Annotated in this window: 16 protein-coding genes and 1 other RNA gene; 15 read left to right on the top strand and 2 right to left on the bottom strand. The window is 66.3% G+C overall.

Annotation, left to right across the window (positions count from 1 at the left end):
* Positions 1–4: 4 nt before the first annotated feature.
* The 3 genes from ftsX (at position 5) to smpB (ending at position 2996) form a co-directional block, all read left to right on the top strand.
* Positions 5–925 (top strand): permease-like cell division protein FtsX, encoded by a 921-nt coding sequence (gene ftsX / locus W5W_RS0111565; RefSeq protein WP_008732859.1) that lies wholly within the window; start codon positions 5–7, stop codon positions 923–925.
* Positions 922–2316 carry a peptidoglycan DD-metalloendopeptidase family protein gene (locus W5W_RS0111560; protein ID WP_008732873.1) on the top strand — a complete coding sequence of 465 codons (1395 nt, stop codon included), beginning with the start codon at positions 922–924 and terminating at the stop codon, positions 2314–2316. The genes ftsX and W5W_RS0111560 overlap by 4 nt, the downstream gene beginning before the upstream one ends.
* Positions 2317–2465: 149 nt before the next feature.
* Positions 2466–2996 (top strand): SsrA-binding protein SmpB, encoded by a 531-nt coding sequence (gene smpB / locus W5W_RS0111555; RefSeq protein ID WP_017195503.1) that lies wholly within the window; start codon positions 2466–2468, stop codon positions 2994–2996.
* A 115-nt stretch (positions 2997–3111) separates the two neighbouring features.
* Here the strand turns inward: smpB and W5W_RS0111550 are convergent, their stop codons facing one another.
* On the bottom strand, positions 3112–4089 hold the full coding sequence (locus W5W_RS0111550) for an aldo/keto reductase (RefSeq protein ID WP_017195502.1): 978 nt from the start codon (positions 4087–4089) through the stop codon (positions 3112–3114).
* A 252-nt stretch (positions 4090–4341) separates the two neighbouring features.
* Here W5W_RS0111550 and ssrA point away from each other — a divergent pair.
* Positions 4342–4712: a transfer-messenger RNA gene (gene ssrA, locus W5W_RS15785) on the top strand.
* A 335-nt stretch (positions 4713–5047) separates the two neighbouring features.
* Here the strand turns inward: ssrA and W5W_RS0111545 are convergent.
* Positions 5048–5773, bottom strand: a complete 726-nt coding sequence (locus W5W_RS0111545; protein WP_017195501.1) for a FadR/GntR family transcriptional regulator — start codon at positions 5771–5773, stop codon at positions 5048–5050.
* A gap of 187 nt (positions 5774–5960) precedes the next feature.
* Between W5W_RS0111545 and W5W_RS0111540 the strand changes: the two genes are divergently transcribed.
* From W5W_RS0111540 to nagB, 11 genes are all read left to right on the top strand, one after another.
* Positions 5961–7562, top strand: a complete 1602-nt coding sequence (locus tag W5W_RS0111540) for an ABC transporter substrate-binding protein (RefSeq protein WP_017195500.1) — start codon at positions 5961–5963, stop codon at positions 7560–7562.
* A 116-nt stretch (positions 7563–7678) separates the two neighbouring features.
* A complete protein-coding gene (locus tag W5W_RS0111535) occupies positions 7679–8644 on the top strand; it encodes an ABC transporter permease (protein WP_017195499.1) in 966 nt (321 codons plus the stop codon).
* Positions 8644–10785, top strand: coding sequence for a dipeptide/oligopeptide/nickel ABC transporter permease/ATP-binding protein (locus W5W_RS0111530; protein WP_017195498.1), 2142 nt, complete (start codon positions 8644–8646; stop codon positions 10783–10785). Before W5W_RS0111535 ends, W5W_RS0111530 begins: the two co-directional genes overlap by 1 nt.
* Positions 10785–11609: an ABC transporter ATP-binding protein gene (locus tag W5W_RS0111525; RefSeq protein ID WP_017195497.1), complete on the top strand. Its 825-nt coding sequence runs from the start codon at positions 10785–10787 to the stop codon at positions 11607–11609. The genes W5W_RS0111530 and W5W_RS0111525 overlap by 1 nt, the downstream gene beginning before the upstream one ends.
* 87 nt (positions 11610–11696) lie before the next feature.
* Positions 11697–12617: a dihydrodipicolinate synthase family protein gene (locus W5W_RS0111520; protein WP_017195496.1), complete on the top strand. Its 921-nt coding sequence runs from the start codon at positions 11697–11699 to the stop codon at positions 12615–12617.
* Position 12618: 1 nt separating this feature from the next.
* A complete protein-coding gene (locus tag W5W_RS0111515; RefSeq protein ID WP_017195495.1) occupies positions 12619–13647 on the top strand; it encodes an ROK family protein in 1029 nt (342 codons plus the stop codon).
* Positions 13648–13718: 71 nt separating this feature from the next.
* The gene (locus W5W_RS0111510; RefSeq protein ID WP_017195494.1) at positions 13719–14408 is read left to right on the top strand and encodes an N-acetylmannosamine-6-phosphate 2-epimerase; all 690 of its coding nucleotides are present in this window, start codon (positions 13719–13721) and stop codon (positions 14406–14408) included.
* 197 nt (positions 14409–14605) lie between these two features.
* On the top strand, positions 14606–14887 hold the full coding sequence (locus W5W_RS0111505; protein ID WP_008732858.1) for an HU family DNA-binding protein: 282 nt from the start codon (positions 14606–14608) through the stop codon (positions 14885–14887).
* Positions 14888–15138: 251 nt separating this feature from the next.
* On the top strand, positions 15139–15930 hold the full coding sequence (locus W5W_RS0111500; RefSeq protein ID WP_017195493.1) for an ABC transporter ATP-binding protein: 792 nt from the start codon (positions 15139–15141) through the stop codon (positions 15928–15930).
* Positions 15906–17663, top strand: coding sequence for a hypothetical protein (locus tag W5W_RS0111495; protein WP_008732849.1), 1758 nt, complete (start codon positions 15906–15908; stop codon positions 17661–17663). Before W5W_RS0111500 ends, W5W_RS0111495 begins: the two co-directional genes overlap by 25 nt.
* Before the next feature lie 170 nt (positions 17664–17833).
* Complete coding sequence (gene nagB / locus W5W_RS0111490) at positions 17834–18574, top strand: glucosamine-6-phosphate deaminase (protein ID WP_008732869.1); 741 nt, start codon at positions 17834–17836, stop codon at positions 18572–18574.
* Positions 18575–18651 lie beyond the last annotated feature (77 nt).

The raw sequence follows: 18651 nt of genomic DNA, 5'->3' as shown, positions 1-18651 counted from the left end.
ACCCATGCGCTTACGCTTCATCCTTTCCGAGACCTTCAAGGGTTTGACTCGCAACCTCGCCATGACCGTCTCGGTCATCCTGGTGGCCTTCATCTCCTTATTGTTCGTCGGCGCCTCGGCTCTGCTGCAGGCGCAGATCTCCACCATGAAGGGCGACTGGTACGACAAGGTCGAGGTCAGCGTCTACATGTGCCCGGCATCCTCCTCTGGGGCCGCCTGCCCGGACGGTGAGGCCACCCAGGAGCAGATCGACGCTGTTGAGAGCTTCATCAACTCCGACGCGCTCAAGCCCTATGTCAAGAGCTACACCTTCGAGTCCAAGGCGGAGGCCTACGCCAAGTTCAAGGAGGTCTACGGCGAACGGCCCATCGGCCGGAACGCCACGGAGGATATGATGCCGGTCTCCTTCCGCATCAAGCTGATCGATGCGGAGAAGTACCAGGCCGTGGCGGAGCAGCTCACCGGACGCGACGGCGTCGAACGCGTGGTCGACCAGCGCAAGACTCTGGAGTCGTTCTTCCTGGTCATGAATCGTGCCTCGTGGATCACCGGGGGCCTGGCCGCGATCATGGCCGTCGCCGCCGTGCTGCTGATCTCCACCACGATCCGTTTGTCCGCGATGAGCCGGTCCAAGGAGACAGGGATCATGCGTCTGGTGGGTGCCTCCAGGTTCTTCATCCAATTGCCCTTCATGCTGGAAGGGGCCATTGCAGCGCTCATCGGGGCCTTCGCGGCCGTCGGCGCATTGTGGGCCGGTGTGTACTTCATCGTCGACGGTTGGCTGGCTCAGTCGCTGACGTTCATCAACACGGCGTTCGTGTCCACTGGGGATGTGCTGCTGCTGGCCCCCTGGCTCCTTCTGGCCGCGATCGTCCTAGCGGTTGTCTCCTCCTCCTTCTCCCTGTCGAAGTACACGAAGGTTTGATCATGGCGTCCTTCCTTCCTCTCAGCGACGCATCCGCTGCATTCTCCAAGGTCTCCAAGGCGACCAGAGGTGTCGGGCGCCAGTGCTACCGCACTCTTGCCGGGAAGCGCCGTCTGCTCAGCGTGCTCATGGTGATCGCGCTTGCGGTGGTCCCCCTGGGCATGACGGCCCGGGCGGATGACCGTTCCGATGCAGTCGACCAGCAGAACGAGGCGCAGAAGCGGCAAACCGAACTCGCCTCCTCCCTGGAAGGCGTCTCTGCGGAGTTGGGTCAGGCCTATCTCGATCTGCAGAGCGCTGAAACGGCACTGACCACGGCCCAGGACGATCTGACCACAGCTGAGTCCACGCTGAGCGAGAAGGAGCGCGAGCAGCAGACCGCCTCTGATCGTCTCGACGTCGCCGAGGCGGACCTGACCACCGTCACTGAGGAGGCCGACGCCTCTCAGGCCGATGCCTCGGAGAGCAACGTCTCTGTGGCTGACCTGGTCGTGTCCACCTACCAGGGGGACAGCAGCGTGAGCTCCTGGTCCTACGTCTTGTCCTCCTCCGATACGGTCGATGACCTCAATCAGCGGGCCTCCACCATGGAGATCGCCGCCTCCATTCAGGAGACGGTTCTGGCATCCGCGGAGGCCGAGCGGGCTCAAGACGCCAACCGCAAGGCCCGTCAGGATGCAGCGACCGACCGTGTCTCCACCCTGAAGGATGAGGCCGACACGGCGGAGACGGAGGCCAGGACCGCCCGCGATGAGGCCGTCACCAAGCGCGATGAGGTTGCGACGCTGAAGTCCGACAAGGAGACGGCAGCCTCCAATCTCGAGACTCAGAAGGAGGGGCTGGAGCAGCAGCAGACGCAGGCGGCCGCTGACGCGGATGCCGCGGCCAAGCGCATTGCGGAGATCGACGCCGCCAACCGGACCGCTTACGAGAGCGGGGAGAACACGGGGGTGTCCTCCGACTCGATCGCAGCGGACTCGTTGGGCGATGGCTATATCGGGCATCCCATTTCGGGGGAACTGTCTGTCACTTCTCCCTTCGGTTATCGCGTTCACCCCGTCACCGGTACCGGTACCGGGCATCAGGGCGCCGATTTCGCGGCAGCCGAGGGCACGCCCCAGTACGCTGCGGTCTCGGGCGTTGCCACGTACTGGGACTCCGAATCGTGCGGTATCGGAATCGACATCAATGCGGGCTATATAGACGGGCATTCCTACGTCATCACCCTGTGCCACTTGTCGGGGCGGGCCATCTCCGACGGGCAGCAGGTCAATCGCGGCGACCTGGTCGGATACACGGGCTCGACAGGCTATGCGACGGGGCCCCATGTCCACTTCCAGGTGGCGCAGGACGGCGTGTACATCGATCCGATGACGTTGCCCGGTTTCTGACCGCACCCGTATGCCGATCCCCGGAGGGGCGGCCGGAGGCATCGTCCGCTTCAGGCAGATTGACGATGCCGGCCGGCCGCGTAGGCTGGGGCATCGCGCCCGCCGGCCCATGGTGACGCGCTCAGCATCGATTGGGGAAGGGGAGCCGTATGGCCAAGAAGGCCGACGCACGGAAGAAGCCCACGCCGAGTGCACGCGCCAAGGCCGCCTCCGACGCCCATAAGACGATCGCACGCAATAAGAAGGCGACTCACGACTACTTCATCGAGGACCGTTACGAGGCCGGGCTCGTGTTGACGGGAACCGAGGTCAAGGCCCTGCGGATGGGACGCGCCTCCCTGGCCGAGGCGTGGATCGAGATCGATCGTTATGGTGAGGCCTGGCTTCAGGGGGCGCACATTCCTGAGTATCTTCAAGGAACCTGGAACAATCACACCCCGCGTCGCAAGCGCAAACTGCTGCTTCACCGCGCCCAGCTCGAGCGGCTGGCTCAGAAGGTTCAGGCGAAGGGCTACACAATGGTGCCTCTGGAGCTGTACTTCATCGGGGGACGCGCCAAAGTCGAGATCGCCCTGGCCCGGGGCAAGCAGGACTGGGACAAGCGCCAGGCGCTGCGCGAGGCTCAGGACAAACGCGAGGCCGCGCGCGCCATGGCGGCTGCCAACCGGCGCCGAGGGTGAGAAGTCTCGTATTCCGGTGACGGCTCAGGGAGCAGGGAGCATTTCAGAGAGCATCTCAGGGCACTGAGCCGCTTCTCTCCCATGATTCGATGGCGGTTCTGCTGCCGGCTGCGAGCTACCAGTGGTCGTGGACATGAGCTCGGATGAGCCGGTTGTAAATGTCCGTCAGGGCGGTGTGCATCTCGGCGCTCAAGGGCGGCAGCGCGGCGGCCTGCGCGTTGAAGCGGGCCTGGTGGGGGCTGTGCGCCTCGGGCAGGATGCAGGTGATGCCCTCCTGGTCCAGGAGCCAGCGCAGTGCGACCTGCACCGGCTGGGCGCGGCCGGGGACGAGCTCGCGGCACAGGCCCGCGAACTCACGGGCCGCCTGGGCGGCCACGTCGTCGGGGACGACGGAGAAGATCCAGCCGGCGTCGAGTGAGGCGACCGGGCCGGGAAGATCCGTCTCGGTGTCCCTGCGGTGGTTATGGGAGAGCACTCCCTCAGGCAGGGGCACCCTGGCGATCACAGCAGTACCGGACTCGTGTGCTGCGGGCAGGACCTCCTCCATTGGCTTGTGCCGGAATATGTTGACGATGAGCTGCACGCTCGCGCAGCCGGGATGGCGGATCGCCTCGAGTGCCTGTTCGCAGGTCTCCGCGCTCACCCCGTAGGAGCGGATTCTGCCCTCAGCGACCAAGTCATCGAGCAAGTCCCAGATATGCGGTGCCCTGATGAGCTCGTTGGGCGGACTGTGCAGCTGGACCAAGTCGATGGTCTCAACGCCAAGGTTCTCCCGGGAGCTATCGTTCCAGAGGCGGAAGTTGTCGCGACTGTAGTTGGCTGTCGTCGGGGGGACTCTGCGTCCCATCTTCGTGGCCACCACGAGCTCCGCCTTCGGGCGGGTGGCGAGGAAGCGGCCCACGAAACGCTCTGAACGACCATCTCCATAGACATCAGCGGTATCGATGAGGGTCACGCCGGTCTCCACCGCGGCCTGAAGGGTTGCTGCGGCGTCGTCGGGATCGGTCTCGTCGCGGTCGATGCCCAGCTGCCAGGTTCCGATGCCGACGGCGGAGACGGGCTGTCCCAGCGCAGCGAATGGGCGGTTCTCCATGGCGTCCTCCTGGGGAAGATCGGGACTCGGCCTATGAGGCCGAGCGTAGTCGCGCGAGATCCGGGCGCCCAGGGATGAGGAAGGGGCGGGTGAGAGCGGGGCACGGGGGCCATGGGACCGATGGCGGCTCGATGTGCGGCGCTCTCCTTGCGTCCAGCGCTGACGGTGGTGCACTGCTTCTGCTAGAGTCATGCATCGCTCGCTCGCGAGCGCGCTCCGCTGGGCCATCGGCCCGGTGGGGACAACTCCACAGGGGATGATCGGTTTCGACGACGGTCGTGGATTCAGGAGAAGCGGGTCGAGGATGCACAGTCATCTCGTCAACGCTCTGTGCGAACCAATAGGTGCCGATAACACTCGCACCGACTTCGCTCTCGCCGCCTGAGCGAGCTCCGAAGTCCGTCAGCCCGGGGACTGCTTCCGCCCCGGTTCCTGGCGTCATCCAGGAAGCCACTGCTGAGGCCCCTCGTCATCGGGGGACTCGGGACTTCTAGGTGACTGAGCCTGTCGGCGTTCTTGTTCGCGTGAAACGCCGGGGCTGAGAAAATCAACAGCGAACTGCGCCCGGAGAAGTCCTGTTGCACCACCGTCGGACCGGGGTTCGATTCCCCGCATCTCCACCAGTTGGCCTGTTGCAAGTACGGCTTGAGGTTTGCTTCCAAGCGACGGCGGTATCCATCCTCGAAAGAGGGCGGGTACCGCCGTCGCCGTTCGCTCGCACATGACAGCTGCCTGCATAGGGCTTGTCCGAGCGCCGCAGACTGAGGAGCAGACGTCGGCGACTCGTTTCGTCGTCTTCACCGATCTCGGCGTGGAGGTGGACCGATCTCGGTGCGGAACTCGACCGATCTCGGTGCGGAACTCGACCGATCTCGGTGCGGAAGCGGACCGATCTCGGTGGGAGGCGAGGGGAAGGTAAGAGGAAGTGGTCCGGGCGGCCAGTTGGCGCGGGGGAGGGTCACTCGGATTGGAGGGCGGCCTGCAGGGGGGCGTAGTGCTCCTTGACCGCCGCCCTGTAGGCGTCGGGGTCGCCGGCTCGAGCCGCCTCGAGCATGGCGCGGTGCGCATTGGCCGTGCGCATGATGTCCTCCGGATGCGGCGCGTCCAGCAGCGGTACCGTCAGCATGTGCACGGCCCAGAACGCGTCCGTCAGGTGACCGAATAGCTGGTTGGGCAGCGCATCCAGGAGCATGGAGTGGAAACGATGATCCTGGTCCGTGAAGATCTTGCCCGAGGCGGCGAGCTTCTCCATCTCCTCGACGACGGCGTCGATCGCGGCGTCCTCGCGGCCCCTCCACGTCGTGATCACCTGCTCGGTCAGGGAATCGTCTAAGACGGCGCGCACATCGACGACCTCTCGCAGAGCCCGGTAGTCGTCTCCGGGTTTGAGCAGGCCGCGGAAGACCAGCGACTCCACCATGGGGCGCATAGAGATCTGACCGACGAACATTCCATGGCCGTGGCGCACCTCGACGATGTCGAGGGCCACCAGTGTGCGGACGGCTTCTCGGATGGACGAGCGGGACATGCCCAGGTCGGTGCACAGCTGCGATTCGGTGGGCAAGGGGTCTCCGGGACGCAGGTGCGCCTGGAGGATGTAGTCCTTGATGGCGTTGATCGCGGTTGAAGCCTGCGTCGTTGCAGCCCCGTTGATGGAGGCGTAGGCGCCTCGCTTCGTGTTCATGGCAGTCATTGTGACCGGAACTCCATCGTCGTGCTCAGTGGTCCTGCGTCCGGACGACCTCGACCGGACCTCGTCCGAAGGACTTCACGACACGAGATCGTAAACGATCTGGTCAGACGTCCTTCGAAGCTGCTACAGTCATCCTACCAACGTCAGACAACAGACGTCAGACTTCAGGAGAACATCAATGGCGATCTCAACTCCGCGGGCTTCCCGCCGTGACTTCATCCGCCTTACGTCCACCATGGGGATGGCTGCCGGTTTCGCCGCAGCTCTGGCCGCATGCGGCGGCTCCTCCGGCGGCTCGGGAGCCTCCGGCGCCGAGAGCGCCAACCCCGACGGCACCATCACCGCGGGCATCTCCTACGAGCTGGGTACGAGCGGCTATGACCCGATGACCACGACATCTGGTCTGACCGTCGCCGCCAACTGGCACACCCTGGAGGGGCTCACCGAGCTCGACGCGGTCAGCCGCGAGGCATACGCGGCTCTCGGCAAGGACCTGCCCATGAAGGTCGACGACACGACTTACGAGGTCGCCCTGCGCGACGGCGCCAAGTTCTCCGACGGCAGCGACGTGACCGTCGAAGACGTCGTCTTCTCCTTCGAGCGCGTTCTCGACCCGGCGAACAATTCGCTCTACAGCCAGTTCCTCACCTTCCTGGAGTCGGTGACGGCCAAGGACGACACCACGGTCACCATCAAGACCAAGCATCCCTACTCCCTGGTCGCCGAGCGGCTCAGCACCGTCAAGATCGTTCCCAAGGCGGTGGTCGAGGCCGACCCCAAGGCCTTCGACATGAACCCGATCGGATCCGGTCCGTACAAGATGACGGACAACAGCGCTGCGTCTCAGACCGTTGTCTTCGAGCGCAATGACAACTACAACGGTTCCCACCCGGCGCTCGCCAAGAAGATGACGTGGCAGGTCCTGCCCGACGACACCACGCGCACCAACGCGATCACCTCCAGCACGGTTCAGGCCATCGACACCGTGCCGGCGACGAACCTCAGCGCGATGACGGATCCGGTCGTGGTCTCCGCGGACAAGGGGTTCAGCCTCGTGTTCGTCATGTTCAACCACCAGGGCGCATTCGCCGACGTCAAGGCGCGTCAGGCCATCATGTACGCCCTTGACTACGAGAAGATCTGCACCACGGGCATGGGGACGCTGGCCACTGCGGCCACGTGCTTCGTGCAGGAGGAGCACCCCGCGTACAAGAAGGCCTCCACGGTTTACAGCTACGACGCCGACAAGGCCAAGTCGCTGCTGGCCGAGGCCGGCATCACCTCCATCGAGACCATCGCCACGGACCACGGGTTCTTCTCCGGAGCGCGTCCGATCATCAAGGAGAACCTCGAAGCGCTCGGCGTGTCCGCGAACTTCACCGAGAAGAAGTCCAAGGAGCTGTACGACTACATCAAGAACGGAGACAAGTGGGATATCGCCATCGCGCCCGGCGACCCCTCGGTCTTCGGCAATGACGCCGACCTTCTCATGCGCTGGTGGTACAGCGCGGATCTGTGGGCCAACGACCGCATGCACTGGAAGGGGACTGAGGCCTACACCAAGCTGCAGGCGATTCTTGACGAGGCCGTCCAAGTCGAGGGTGACGCGCAGATCGCCAAGTGGCAGGAGGCATTCGACCTCATCGCGGAGAACGTGCCCCTCTACCCGATCTTCCACCGGACGACACCGACGGCCTACAACAACCAGACCCTCGTGTCGTTCCGCAGCGTCAACTACCCCGGTCTGTCCTTCGTGGACGTCGGTTCGACACAGGTCTGACCGGCTGTCCGCTTCCCTTCTACTTCCCTTCTACCGCCTTCGCCACCCGGCCGCGCACGCCGCCTTGCGCATCGCAGGGCCGTTGCGGCCGGGCAGCGGGGCAAAGGAGCATTCCAGTGTCCAACCTTCTCCGCCTGATCGGGCGGCGCCTGCTCGCGCTGCCGATCATGGTGCTGGGCGTGACGCTGCTCGTCTTCGTCGTCATGTCGTTCTCCACCGCGGACCCTGCGGTCCTGGCGCTCGGAGAATCGGCCACGCCAGAGGCCCTCGAGCAGTATCGGCAAGCCCATCACCTCAACGACCCGCTGCTCACACGGTTCTGGGACTATCTCATCGGTCTGGCCCATGGAGACCTCGGTACGTCCTTCACCGGTGTGAAGATCTCCGACATGGTGTCGAGCGCCTTCCCGATCACCCTTCAGCTGACATTCATCGGAATCCTGGTCGCAGTCGTCGCCGCCACCGTTCTGGGTGTTGTCGCCGCTCTGTACCGTGACAGGATGCCGGATCAGGTCATCCGCGTCATCTCCATCCTGTGCCTGGCCACGCCCTCGTTCTGGCTGGCGCTCCTGCTCATCCAATGGTTCGGCGACATCCCCGGCGCCACCGGCACGTTCCCCTCCCTGGTCACCAAGTGGGTGCCCTTCGGCGACGATCCGGCCGCATACGTGCGTCAGATCTTCCTGCCGGCGCTGGCCATCGCCGTGCCCAACACCGGGACGCTGACCCGAGTCGTGCGCACCGCCATGGTGGAGGAGCTCGACCGCGACTACGTGCGCACCGCCATCGGAGCCGGCATTCCCAAACGGGTCGTCGTGGCGCGCAACGTGCTGCGCAACGCCCTCATCACCCCGCTGACCGTGCTCGGTCTCCGCCTGGGCTACGCCATGGGAGGGGCGGTCGTCATTGAGATGATCTTCAACATCCAGGGCATGGGACAGCTCATCTTCCAGGGCGTCACCCGCAACGACGTCAACATCGTCCAGGGCGTGTCCATCACCGTGGCGCTGGCGTTCATCATTATCAACATCGTCGTTGACATGCTCTACGTGCTGGTCAACCCGAGGATCAGGAGCGTCTGATGCTGCACAGTCGCACACTCGACAAGGTCTCCAAGCCCGGCTTGCGCTTCCAGGGCTGGAAGAACCTGCCCATTGGGAGCAAGATCGCCGTCGCCGTCCTGCTCATCGTCGTCGCCATGGCGATCTTCGCCCCGGTGGTGGCTCCCTACGATCCCGGCGCCACCGGCCTGGCCACCGCGGAGACGACCGTCCATGTGCCGGGCGGCTCCGACATCGTCACCTACGACCCCGCTGTCCGGCCTTCGCTGGACCATCTCTTCGGGACCGACAAGCCCAGCCGCGACATCTTCTCTCGAGCCGTCTACGGGGCCAGGGTCTCACTGGTCGTCGGCCTGAGCGCCACGGGCATCGCCCTGGCCCTGGCCTCCGTCCTGGGCGCTATTGCCGCGACCAGCCGCAAGTGGATCGGCGAGGTCGTCATGCGCGTCCTCGACGTCCTCATGTCCTTCCCCGGCATCGCCCTGGCGGCGGTCCTGGTGCTGGCCATGTCCTCGCGCCTGCCGATAGTGCCGGTGATCATCCTGGCGACCGCCATCGTCTACACCCCCCAGCTCACGCGCGTAGTCCGCGCGAACATCCTGTCCCAGTTCGGCGAGGACTACGTCGCCGCCTCCAAGGTCATGGGTGCGCGCGTGCCCTGGATCCTTGCCAGGCACGTCGTACGCAACTGCGTGGCCCCCATCATGGTCTACGCCACGGTGCTCGTGGCCGATGCGATCGTCTTCGAGGCATCGCTGTCCTTCATCGGCGCCGGCATCACGTCGGTCAACACCCCCACCTGGGGCAATATGCTCTCCGAGGGCAAGGAGCTCCTGCTGTCGGGTCACTGGTGGCCGACCTTCTTCCCCGGCCTCATGATTCTCATCACCACTCTGTGCCTCAATGTCCTGGCGGAGGGGCTGACCGATGCCATGGCCTCCCCGCGCATCCGCGCTCGCGTGGACGTCGAGGCCGACGAAGAGGCCATGAATACCGAGAAAGCCTGGGATGAGGCCGGCTCTGCCGTAAGGGACAACGCCGACGACGCGCCCTCAGCCACCCCGGGCGGCCAGAAGAGCTCCCTGACCGGACTGATCGAGCCGGCGGCAGAGGAAGTCCCGCTCGCCGAGCGCCTGGCCGCTCTGCGCGCCACCGAGCTCGCCAGGAATGATCGACTCGTCTACGACACCCCCCAGGCCGAGCCTGTCCTGGAGGTCAAGAACCTGTCCATCGCATTCCCGGTCCAGCACGGCGACGTCAGCATCGTCGACAACGTCTCCTTCTCGGTGCGCCCGGGCGAGACCATGGGCCTGGTCGGCGAATCCGGTTGCGGCAAGTCCATCACATCCATGGCCGTCATGGGGCTGTTGCCCCCGACGGCGCGCATCACCGGGGAGATCCTGTTCAAGGGCAAGAACATCCTCACGATGACTCCTGAGGAGCACAACGCCCTGCGCGGCCATGAGATGAGCATGATCTACCAGGACGCGCTGTCCTCCCTGAACCCCTCCATGCTCATCCGGTCCCAGATGAAGCAGCTCACGCGACGCGGTGGGACTCGCAGTGCCGAGGAGCTCCTCGAGCTCGTCGGACTCGACCCCGTCCGCACTCTCAAGAGCTACCCGCATGAACTCTCCGGGGGCCAGCGCCAGCGCGTGCTCATCGCCATGGCCCTGACTCGGGACCCGAGCCTGGTCATCGCCGATGAGCCGACCACCGCTCTGGACGTCACCGTCCAGAAGCAGGTCATCGACCTGCTGGGCGAGCTGCGCGAGAAGCTCGGATTCGCCATGGTCTTCGTCAGTCACGACCTGGCTCTGGTCGCCAAGGTCGCTCACCGCGTCACCGTCATGTACGCCGGGCAGGTCGTCGAGCAGGCCGGGACCTCCGAGCTGCTGTCCAACCCGGTTCACGAGTACACCCGCGGCCTGCTGGGAGCGGTCCTCTCCATTGAGGGGGGATCCAAGCGGCTGCATCAGGTGCGCGGCACCGTTCCGAGCCCGAAGGAGTTCGTCAAGGGCGACCGCTTCGCCCCCAGGTCCTCCCACCCCGAGGTCGGCCTGGAGAGCCGGCCGGTCCTCAAGCCGGTGGTCGGAAGCACCGAGCACTACTACGCCATCACGCCCGAGCTAGAGGCGGTCCTCGAAAAGGAGAGCCACTGATGCCCGCCGATACCTTCAGCTCCTGGAACCCCGAGACCGACCCGGTCATCGAGCTGCGACACGCGCACGTGATCCACAGGTCCCGTACGGGCAAACTCTTCCGCCCAGACACGGTTCACGCCGTCAACGACGTCTCGCTGAGCGTCAAGCGCGGCGAAACCCTCGGGCTGGTGGGGGAGTCCGGCTGCGGTAAGTCGACCACCGCCCGCGTCATGGTGGGTCTGCAAACCCTGACGCGCGGCGAGGTCTACTTCAAAGGACGCAAGCTGGGGCGTAGCGCTACGGATCGCAGAGCCTTGGGGCGCTCGGTCTCGGTCGTCTTCCAGGACCCGGCCACGGCGCTGAATCCGCGCATGATCGTGCACGACACCCTGATCGACCCGCTCAATGTTCACGGCATCGGCTCCGCCAAGGAGCGCGAGGCAAAAGTCAAGGATCTCCTTCATCTGGTCGGGCTGCCCTCCAGCGCTCTGGACGTTCTGCCCAGGCAGATCTCGGGTGGCCAGCGTCAGCGCGTGGCCATCGCCCGCGCCCTGGCACTGGACCCCGACATCATCGTGGCCGACGAGCCGACCAGTGCCCTGGACGTGTCCGTGCGCGCCCAGGTCCTCAACCTCCTCCAGGATCTCAAGGCCGCCCTCGGCCTCGGACTGGTGTTCATCAGCCACGACATCAACACCGTCCGGTATGTCAGTGACCGCATCGCGGTCATGTACTTCGGCGAGATTCTCGAGACGAACTCCACCCGGGAGATCTTCAACAGCCCCCGGCAGGAGTACACGCGCACTCTGCTCGGCGCAGTGCCCTCGCTCCTCGAGGACTGATCGAGGGCTGATCGAGGGCTGAGCCCCGCACGCCCACATCCCCGGCATCCATTCACGGACAACTGAAGAAATCAGAGAAAGCAGCACATGGACACCCGTTTCACCGGCCTCATCCCCCCGGTTGTCACGCCATTCACCCAAGACGGCTCTGTTGACCTCGCTGGTCTTGACCGCGTCATCGAGCACCTCATCGCAGGAGGAGTCAACGGACTGTTCCTCCTGGGCTCCTCCGGTGAGACGGCCTATCTCACCGACGCTGAGCGCGATGCCATCATCGAGCGCGCCATCACTACGACGGCAGGGCGCGTGCCCGTCCTTACCGGAGCGATCGACACGACGGCGAACCGTGTCATCGAGCAGGCCCGGCGCGCCCAAGCCCTGGGAGCGGACGCCGTCGTGGCCACCTGCCCCTTCTACGCGATCAACGATGCCGTCGAGATCGCCGATCACTTCCGCGCCATCGCCGCCGCCATTGACGTTCCGCTGTTCGCCTATGACGTCCCGGTCCGCCTCAACGGCGTCAAGCTCGGCTGCGATCTGCTCGTCCAGCTGGGACGCGAAGGCGTCCTGGCGGGCGTCAAGGACTCCTCGGGCGACGATGTCGCTTTCCGCCGTCTGGTCGCCGCCAATGAGGCCGCCGGTCATCCACTGGCGCTGCTGACGGGGCACGAGTGCGTTGTCGATGGCATGCTCCTGCTCGGAAGCGATGGCGTCGTGCCCGGGTACGCCAATGTCGACCCGCGCTCCTACGCGGATATCTGGCAGGTCGCTCAGAGAGGCGATTGGGAGGAGGCACGTCGTATCCAGGACAGGATCTGCGCCGGATTCGAGATCGTCTACGTGCCTCAGGGGCGCTCCGGCGACGCGTCGGGCATCGGCGCCTTCAAGACAGCCATGCAGGCCATCGGCATCATCGACACCAACACCATGGCGTTCCCCGTCAAGGCGGTGCAGGGCGATGCGAAGGACAGGGTCGTGGCGATCGTGCGCGAACAGGGCCTGATCTGAGATGACGACGTCGACCGCCGCCATCGTCGACGAGCAGCTGACCGCTCCGGTCGTCGGCGTCGATGTGGGGGGTACGAAGATCGCGGCTGCCCTCGTGTCCGCTGACGGCGGGCTGCTCGGCCCTGTGGCTGAAGCTCCCACCCCGGCGCGCGAGGGCGCTCAGGCCGTGCTCGACGCCATCGCCTCCTCGGTGACGACCCTCATCGACACCGGTGCGCCCGCGGCGCGGCGTGTGCGACTCGCCCCGGTGGCGGTCGGGATCGGCTCGGCCGGTGTCATTGACGCCGGCCGGGGCGTGGTCGCTTCGGCCACCGACACCATCACCGGCTGGCCCGGCACCGACATCGCCGGGGGAGTGGCGCGACGCCTGCTCGCCGCAGGCGTCGCGTCGCAGGATCTGCTCGTGCATGTCGATAACGACGTCAACGCCTACGCCGCCGGCGAGGCCTGGATCGGTGCCGGTGCCGGTGCCGGCAGCGTTCTCGTCGTCGCCGTGGGCACGGGGGTCGGCGGGGCGGTCGTCCTGGACGGCCACGTCCATCACGGCGCGCACTTCCTGGCCGGGGAGATGGGGCACATGCCCTCCGGCACGGCGGGATCCGAGCCCTGCACCTGCGGGCGCTCCGGCCATCTGGAGGCCATCGCGGCCGGGCCCCAGATCGCCCGGCGCTACCGCGAGGCCACCAGCGCTGTCGATGTCACCGGCGCCCACCAGGTGGAGAGACTCGCAGACGCCGGTGACGCCGTCGCCCAGCGCGTCTATCGCGAGGCGGCCATCGCCCTGGGCAAGGCCATCGCCGCCGTCGTCACCGTCCTGGATCCTGAGCGCGTCATCGTCTCCGGAGGCCTGGCCCGCTCCGGCGACCTGTGGTGGGGGCCGCTGCGCGAGACAGTGCGCGCAGAGGTCGTCGGCCTCGTGGCCGATGATCTCGAGCTCGTTCCCGCCGCCCTCGGCACGACCGCCCCGATCGTGGGCGCCGCCCACCAGGCCCGGCTGCGTCTCCTGTCGCGCCGCGCCGCGGGCCTCTGAGGCCGCCGCGACGACAGCGCCCGGAGTCCCGACTGCGGGGCTCACCCACTCGACTAACGGAGGAACACCCCATGACCGCACTGGATCCTGTTCTCGTCAGGCTGCGCGGGGGACTCATCGCCTCTGCCCAGGCCTACCCGGGAGAGCCCATGCGCGATCCGCGCACCATGGACCAGGTTGCCCAGGCCTGCGTCGCCGGCGGTGCCGTCGGCATCCGCGCCCAGGGCCTGGCCGACCTGGCCCTGATCAATCAGCACGTCGATGTCCCCGTGATCGGCCTGTGGAAGGACGGTCACGACGGCGTCTTCATCACCCCGACCCTGAATCACGCCATCGCCGTTGCCGCCACTGGTTCGCAGATCGTCGCCATTGATGCCACGCGCCGCCCGCGGCCGGATGGCCGCACCTTCGCCCAGACGGTGGCCGGCCTCAAGGAGGTACGCCCGGATGTCCTGGTCATGGCCGACTGCGGCAGCCTTGACGATGCCCGCATGGCCCAGGACGCCGGTGCCGACGTGCTCGGCACCACCCTGGCGGGCTACACCGGTGAACGCCCCAGAACCGATGGTCCCGACATCGAGCTCATCGACCAAGTGGCGGCGATAGCGGAGGTCCCGCTCGTCGTCGAGGGCCGCGTGCACACCCCGGCTCAGGCGGCTCTGGCCATGGAGCACGGGGCCTTCGCCGTCGTCGTCGGTACTGCTGTGACTCACCCCACCACTATCACCTCCTGGTTCGTTCAGGCCATCGCTGCTCCCTGAGTGCGCGTTGATGCCGCGGCTCGCACTGCCGGCCGTGGCGAGTGTGACGCGTGTGACCAACGAGGCGAAAGAAGATCACAAAGTAGTGCGCCACGCCGAGAAAACACCGTCATATCTGACAAAACAGCCCATTTATGCATAGCGTTGCCGTCAGCGGCACCGTTCCTGGTGCCCACCAACGACTGAGAGGCAGATATATGTCCGTCAACCGCACTGAGCTCATTGCCGCCATCGCCGAGGAGGCCGATCTCACCAAGGTCCAGGCTGATGCCTTCCTTGCTGCTTTCCAGAAGGTCCTGGTCGACAATGTCGCCAAGGGCGAGGCCGTCAAGATCACCGGCCTGATGGGTGTGGAGCGCGTTGAGCGCGCCGCTCGTACCGGCCGTAACCCCCGCACCGGCGAGGAGATCCAGATCCCCGCCGGCTACGGTGTCAAGCTGACGGTCGGCTCCGCCTTGAAGAAGGCAGTCGCCAAGTGACCTCAGCGTGAGGGACCGATGCTGCTGAGAGCAGCCGGACCGAAGACGTCAAGGCGCGTCACCCCTGCTGGGTGCCGCGCCTTCGTCATTGGGGCGATGCGAAGCGATCGCCATGAGGCGATGAGGCGCGATGAGGCATAACGCGGCATAACGCGCTGTAAAGAGGCGGTCTGGCGGTCTGTATATCGAGATATCGAGGATCCTTCGCGGGTAGGAGGATCGGGCGAGCTCTCGTGCATACCCTCAGTCGTATGGACTCAGCGTCTCCTCAACCCGTGCAAGCCGATTCCGCGCTTGTCCTGGAAGGGCTGTGCAAGGCCTTCGGACAGAAGATCGCCGTCAACATGCTCTCTCTGGTCGTTCCGGTCGGCTCCATCTACGGCGTTGTCGGTCCCAATGGGGCGGGCAAGACCACGACCCTGTCAATGGCGACAGGACTGCTGCTTCCCGACGCCGGCCGCGCGAGCGTCCATGGCATCGACGTATGGGCCCAGCCGATCGCCGCCAAGGCGCAGCTCGGTGTTCTGCCCGATGGCCTGCGCACTTTCGACCGCCTGACCGGGCTGGAACTGGTCACGTATGCCGGGCTGCTGCGCGGTCTCGAGCGTGACGTCGTCGTCGCCCGTGCGACCCAGCTCCTCCATGTCCTGGACCTCGATAGTGCCGGACGCACCCTCGTCGCCGATTACTCCGCCGGCATGCGCAAGAAGATCAACCTCGCCTGTGCGCTGGTCCACTCGCCCAGTGTCCTCGTCCTGGACGAGCCCTTCGAGGCTGTGGATCCGGTATCGGCCCAGACGATCCAGTCGATCCTGGCGGATTTCGCCGCCGGTGGCGGCACCGTCATCATCTCCAGCCACGTGATGGCGACCGTGCAGCGCTTCTGCACCCATGTGGCCATTGTCGGCAGCGGCCGAGTCGTAGCCGCGGGCACCACCGAGGAGGTTGCCGCAGGCATGGACCTGGAGGACCGATTCACCCAGCTCGTCGGGGCCCCGGCGACGAGAGAGGGGCTGTCGTGGTTGCGACCCTCGTCCGACTGAGGTGGAGAATCACCCTCAACGCCCTGGGGCGCAGTGTGTGGATCCTGCTGGCTGCTCTGCTCGGAGCCGCCTGGGCATTCAGCGCGACCATCTCGGTGGGGGCCGGTGCCGTAGCGCTCGGTCTTCATGCCCCGACCCCGCTCGCCTCGACCACCATCGGCGCTCTGGGAGCGCTGGCGACCCTGGGCTGGACCCTGGTGCCGCTCCTGCTCACGGGCGTCGACTCCACGCTCGACCCGCGGGCGCTCGCTCCATGGATCGCCCCCTCCCGCTCCCTGGTCAGAGGGCTTGCCGTGGCCGGAGCCGCGGGGATTCCGGGCATTGCAACCGGCGTCTGCGCCGTTCTGCCCGCCCTGGTCTGGGCGGTGGGCGGGCATTGGGCCGCCGCCGGCCTCGCACTGGTCCTCGCTCCGGTTGCCCTGGCGACCTGCGTGCTCACCTCCCGCATCGTCGTGATCGGCACGGGCGCATCGACCACCCGCCGAGGCCGAGACCTCATCGGCGCCATCGGAGGAGTGGCCGTCATCGGGGCCGCCCTCATGCCGAGCCTGCTCAACCTCGTCGCCACGCGCTCGCACGGGCTCGACGGCTCCGGGCTCATGATGATCGGCCGGGTGCTGTCGCTGAGTCCCTTCGGATGGGCCTTCGCGGCTCCCGGCTGTCTTGCCCAGGGGCAATTCGGCATGGCGCTGGTTCTGACGGCCGGCGCCCTGATGCTTCCGGTTGTGCTGATGCCGTTGTGGGGCCGGGTTGTGCAGCGTGTCATGTCGGGTGGCCGTGCAGCCGGGCGGCGTGGGCGCCCGGAGCGCTTCGCCTCTGCAGCCCATGCGCCTCATGCAGCCTCCGCCGGCGCGACGGACGCCACCACCGGCTCCTTCGAGCCGCTGCTGTGGCAGCGGAGGCTGGCGCGGGTCGTTCCATCACGGACCGCCGCGATCGCCGCGCGCTGCCTGCGCTACTGGCGCAACGATCCGCGCTACCTGGCTCTGGGCCTCTCCTCCACATTCGTCATGCTCATCGTGGGCATTGTGGTGGTGCTGAGCATGACAACCGGAAGCGCTGATAGTGATGTCGTTTTCATGAGCGCTCCGGTCAATGCTGCGCTCGGCGAAGCGCCGGCGGCGCTGCTCGGGGTTCCCCCCTGGATCGCCTTGATGTCCGGCTGGGTGCTGCACGACGACCTGGCTTATGACTCCACTGCCCTGTGGATGCACCTGAGCGCCGGAGTACGCGGCCGTGACGACCGGTTGGGGCGCATGCTAGCCGCTGCCCTGTGGCACCTTCCCGTTCTGATGATCGGGACCGCCGCCCTCGGAGCGTGGACCGGGCGCTGGGACATCGTCCCCGCGTCCATCGGGGCGCAGCTCGGCCTGTACGGGGCCGCCGCAGCCTGGTCGGCGGTTATCAGCGCGCTCCTGCCCTACGAGGTCAATGCGCCGGGAGAGAGCCCTTTGAAGTCGCGGACCTCAGGCATGATCCTGCTCGCCTCCCTGGTGCAGATGATCGGCCTGATGGTGATCGCCGTGCTCGTGCTGCCGGTCCTCATCGGAATCTGGGTCCTCGCGGCCACCGGTGCGTGGCAGTGGGGCTGGGCGCTCCTGGCCAGCGGGACGCTCTGGGGCGCGGGTCTGGCCTGGGCAGGTGCTGTCTGGGGCGGGCGGGCGTTGGACCGGCGCTGGGTTCAGGTCCTCGCCACCGTGCGCTCGTGGCCCGGGCACGCCGACACGCAGTGAGAGCCATCGGATCATCGGGTCTTGATGGACGGAGAGTCCGGTGCCGAAGGATGACAAACAGTTATCTGCTGCTTTAAGGTTTTCTGGCCGGCGCGCATTGTTGCGCAGCTCGGTGTCGATGGCCCGCTCGGGCCGAGATCGTCTCCGCATCGCCGAAGAGGAATACACCTATGAAGCTCGTGATCCTGGACACCGCCGAGGCCATCGCCGAGCGCGCCGCCGATTCCATTGAGGATCTTCTGGCCGCGAAACCCGCCGCTGTTCTGGGAACCGCCACGGGGTCGAGTCCGCTTCCCCTCTACGACGAGCTCGCTCGCCGTTGCGAGGCCGGGCGCATCTCCTTCAAGGAGGTCACTGGCTTCATGCTCGACGAGTACGTCGGTCTGCCCGAGGGGCACCCCGAGCGCTACGCCACCTTCATGGAGAGGAACCTGCGTTCCCGTGTGGACATGCGGCCCGGCGCGCTGCACGGCCCCGATGCCCTGAGCGACGACCTCCAGGCCGCCTGCGACGCCTATGAGGCCGCCATGGCGGCTGCCGGCTACTGCGACCTGCAGATCCTGGGCATCGGCGCTGATGGCCACATCGGCTTCAATGAGCCGGGCGGCCCGCTCGACTCCTCGACCCACCTTGATGAGCTCACCGAGCAGACCCGCCGTGACAACGCCCGCTTCTTCGATGGCGACATCAATGCTGTCCCCACCCGCTGCATCACCCAGGGGCTGGGGACCATCATGAAGGCCCGTAAGCTCGTCCTGATCGCCACCGGCGAGAACAAGGCCGAGGCCATCGCCCACCTTGTCGAGGGCGAGGTCGACTCTCAGTGGCCCGCCACCGTGATGCAGAACCACGCCGATGCGCTCGTGCTCGTTGATCCCGCTGCCGCGAGCCTGCTCAAGAAGCAGTACTGATCGTACGAAGGCTCTTGCCGCTCTGCCTATCTGCTGCTCGCCCGGCTGACTCGGTTTGCCCGGCTTACTCGGCTTAC

Origin of the sequence: Actinomyces massiliensis 4401292 (genome assembly GCF_000269805.1) — a bacterium.
Taxonomy (GTDB): domain Bacteria; phylum Actinomycetota; class Actinomycetes; order Actinomycetales; family Actinomycetaceae; genus Actinomyces; species Actinomyces massiliensis.
Note: the sequence above shows the minus strand (reverse complement) of the source record. Positions and strands in the feature narration are given on the sequence as shown.

Bases quoted from the DNA above. Each gene is read 5' to 3' on its own strand.
- W5W_RS0111505 (WP_008732858.1), top strand. From the start codon at position 14,606: ATGTCCGTCAACCGCACTGAGCTCATTGCCGCCATCGCCGAGGAGGCC.
- W5W_RS0111525 (WP_017195497.1), top strand. From the start codon at position 10,785: ATGCCCGCCGATACCTTCAGCTCCTGGAACCCCGAGACCGACCCGGTC.
- ftsX (WP_008732859.1), top strand. From the start codon at position 5: ATGCGCTTACGCTTCATCCTTTCCGAGACCTTCAAGGGTTTGACTCGC.
- W5W_RS0111540 (WP_017195500.1), top strand. From the start codon at position 5,961: ATGGCGATCTCAACTCCGCGGGCTTCCCGCCGTGACTTCATCCGCCTT.
- W5W_RS0111530 (WP_017195498.1), top strand. From the start codon at position 8,644: ATGCTGCACAGTCGCACACTCGACAAGGTCTCCAAGCCCGGCTTGCGC.
- W5W_RS0111500 (WP_017195493.1), top strand. From the start codon at position 15,139: ATGGACTCAGCGTCTCCTCAACCCGTGCAAGCCGATTCCGCGCTTGTC.
- W5W_RS0111520 (WP_017195496.1), top strand. From the start codon at position 11,697: ATGGACACCCGTTTCACCGGCCTCATCCCCCCGGTTGTCACGCCATTC.
- nagB (WP_008732869.1), top strand. From the start codon at position 17,834: ATGAAGCTCGTGATCCTGGACACCGCCGAGGCCATCGCCGAGCGCGCC.
- W5W_RS0111545 (WP_017195501.1), bottom strand. From the start codon at position 5,773: ATGAACACGAAGCGAGGCGCCTACGCCTCCATCAACGGGGCTGCAACG.
- smpB (WP_017195503.1), top strand. From the start codon at position 2,466: ATGGCCAAGAAGGCCGACGCACGGAAGAAGCCCACGCCGAGTGCACGC.
- W5W_RS0111510 (WP_017195494.1), top strand. From the start codon at position 13,719: ATGACCGCACTGGATCCTGTTCTCGTCAGGCTGCGCGGGGGACTCATC.
- W5W_RS0111515 (WP_017195495.1), top strand. From the start codon at position 12,619: ATGACGACGTCGACCGCCGCCATCGTCGACGAGCAGCTGACCGCTCCG.
- W5W_RS0111550 (WP_017195502.1), bottom strand. From the start codon at position 4,089: ATGGAGAACCGCCCATTCGCTGCGCTGGGACAGCCCGTCTCCGCCGTC.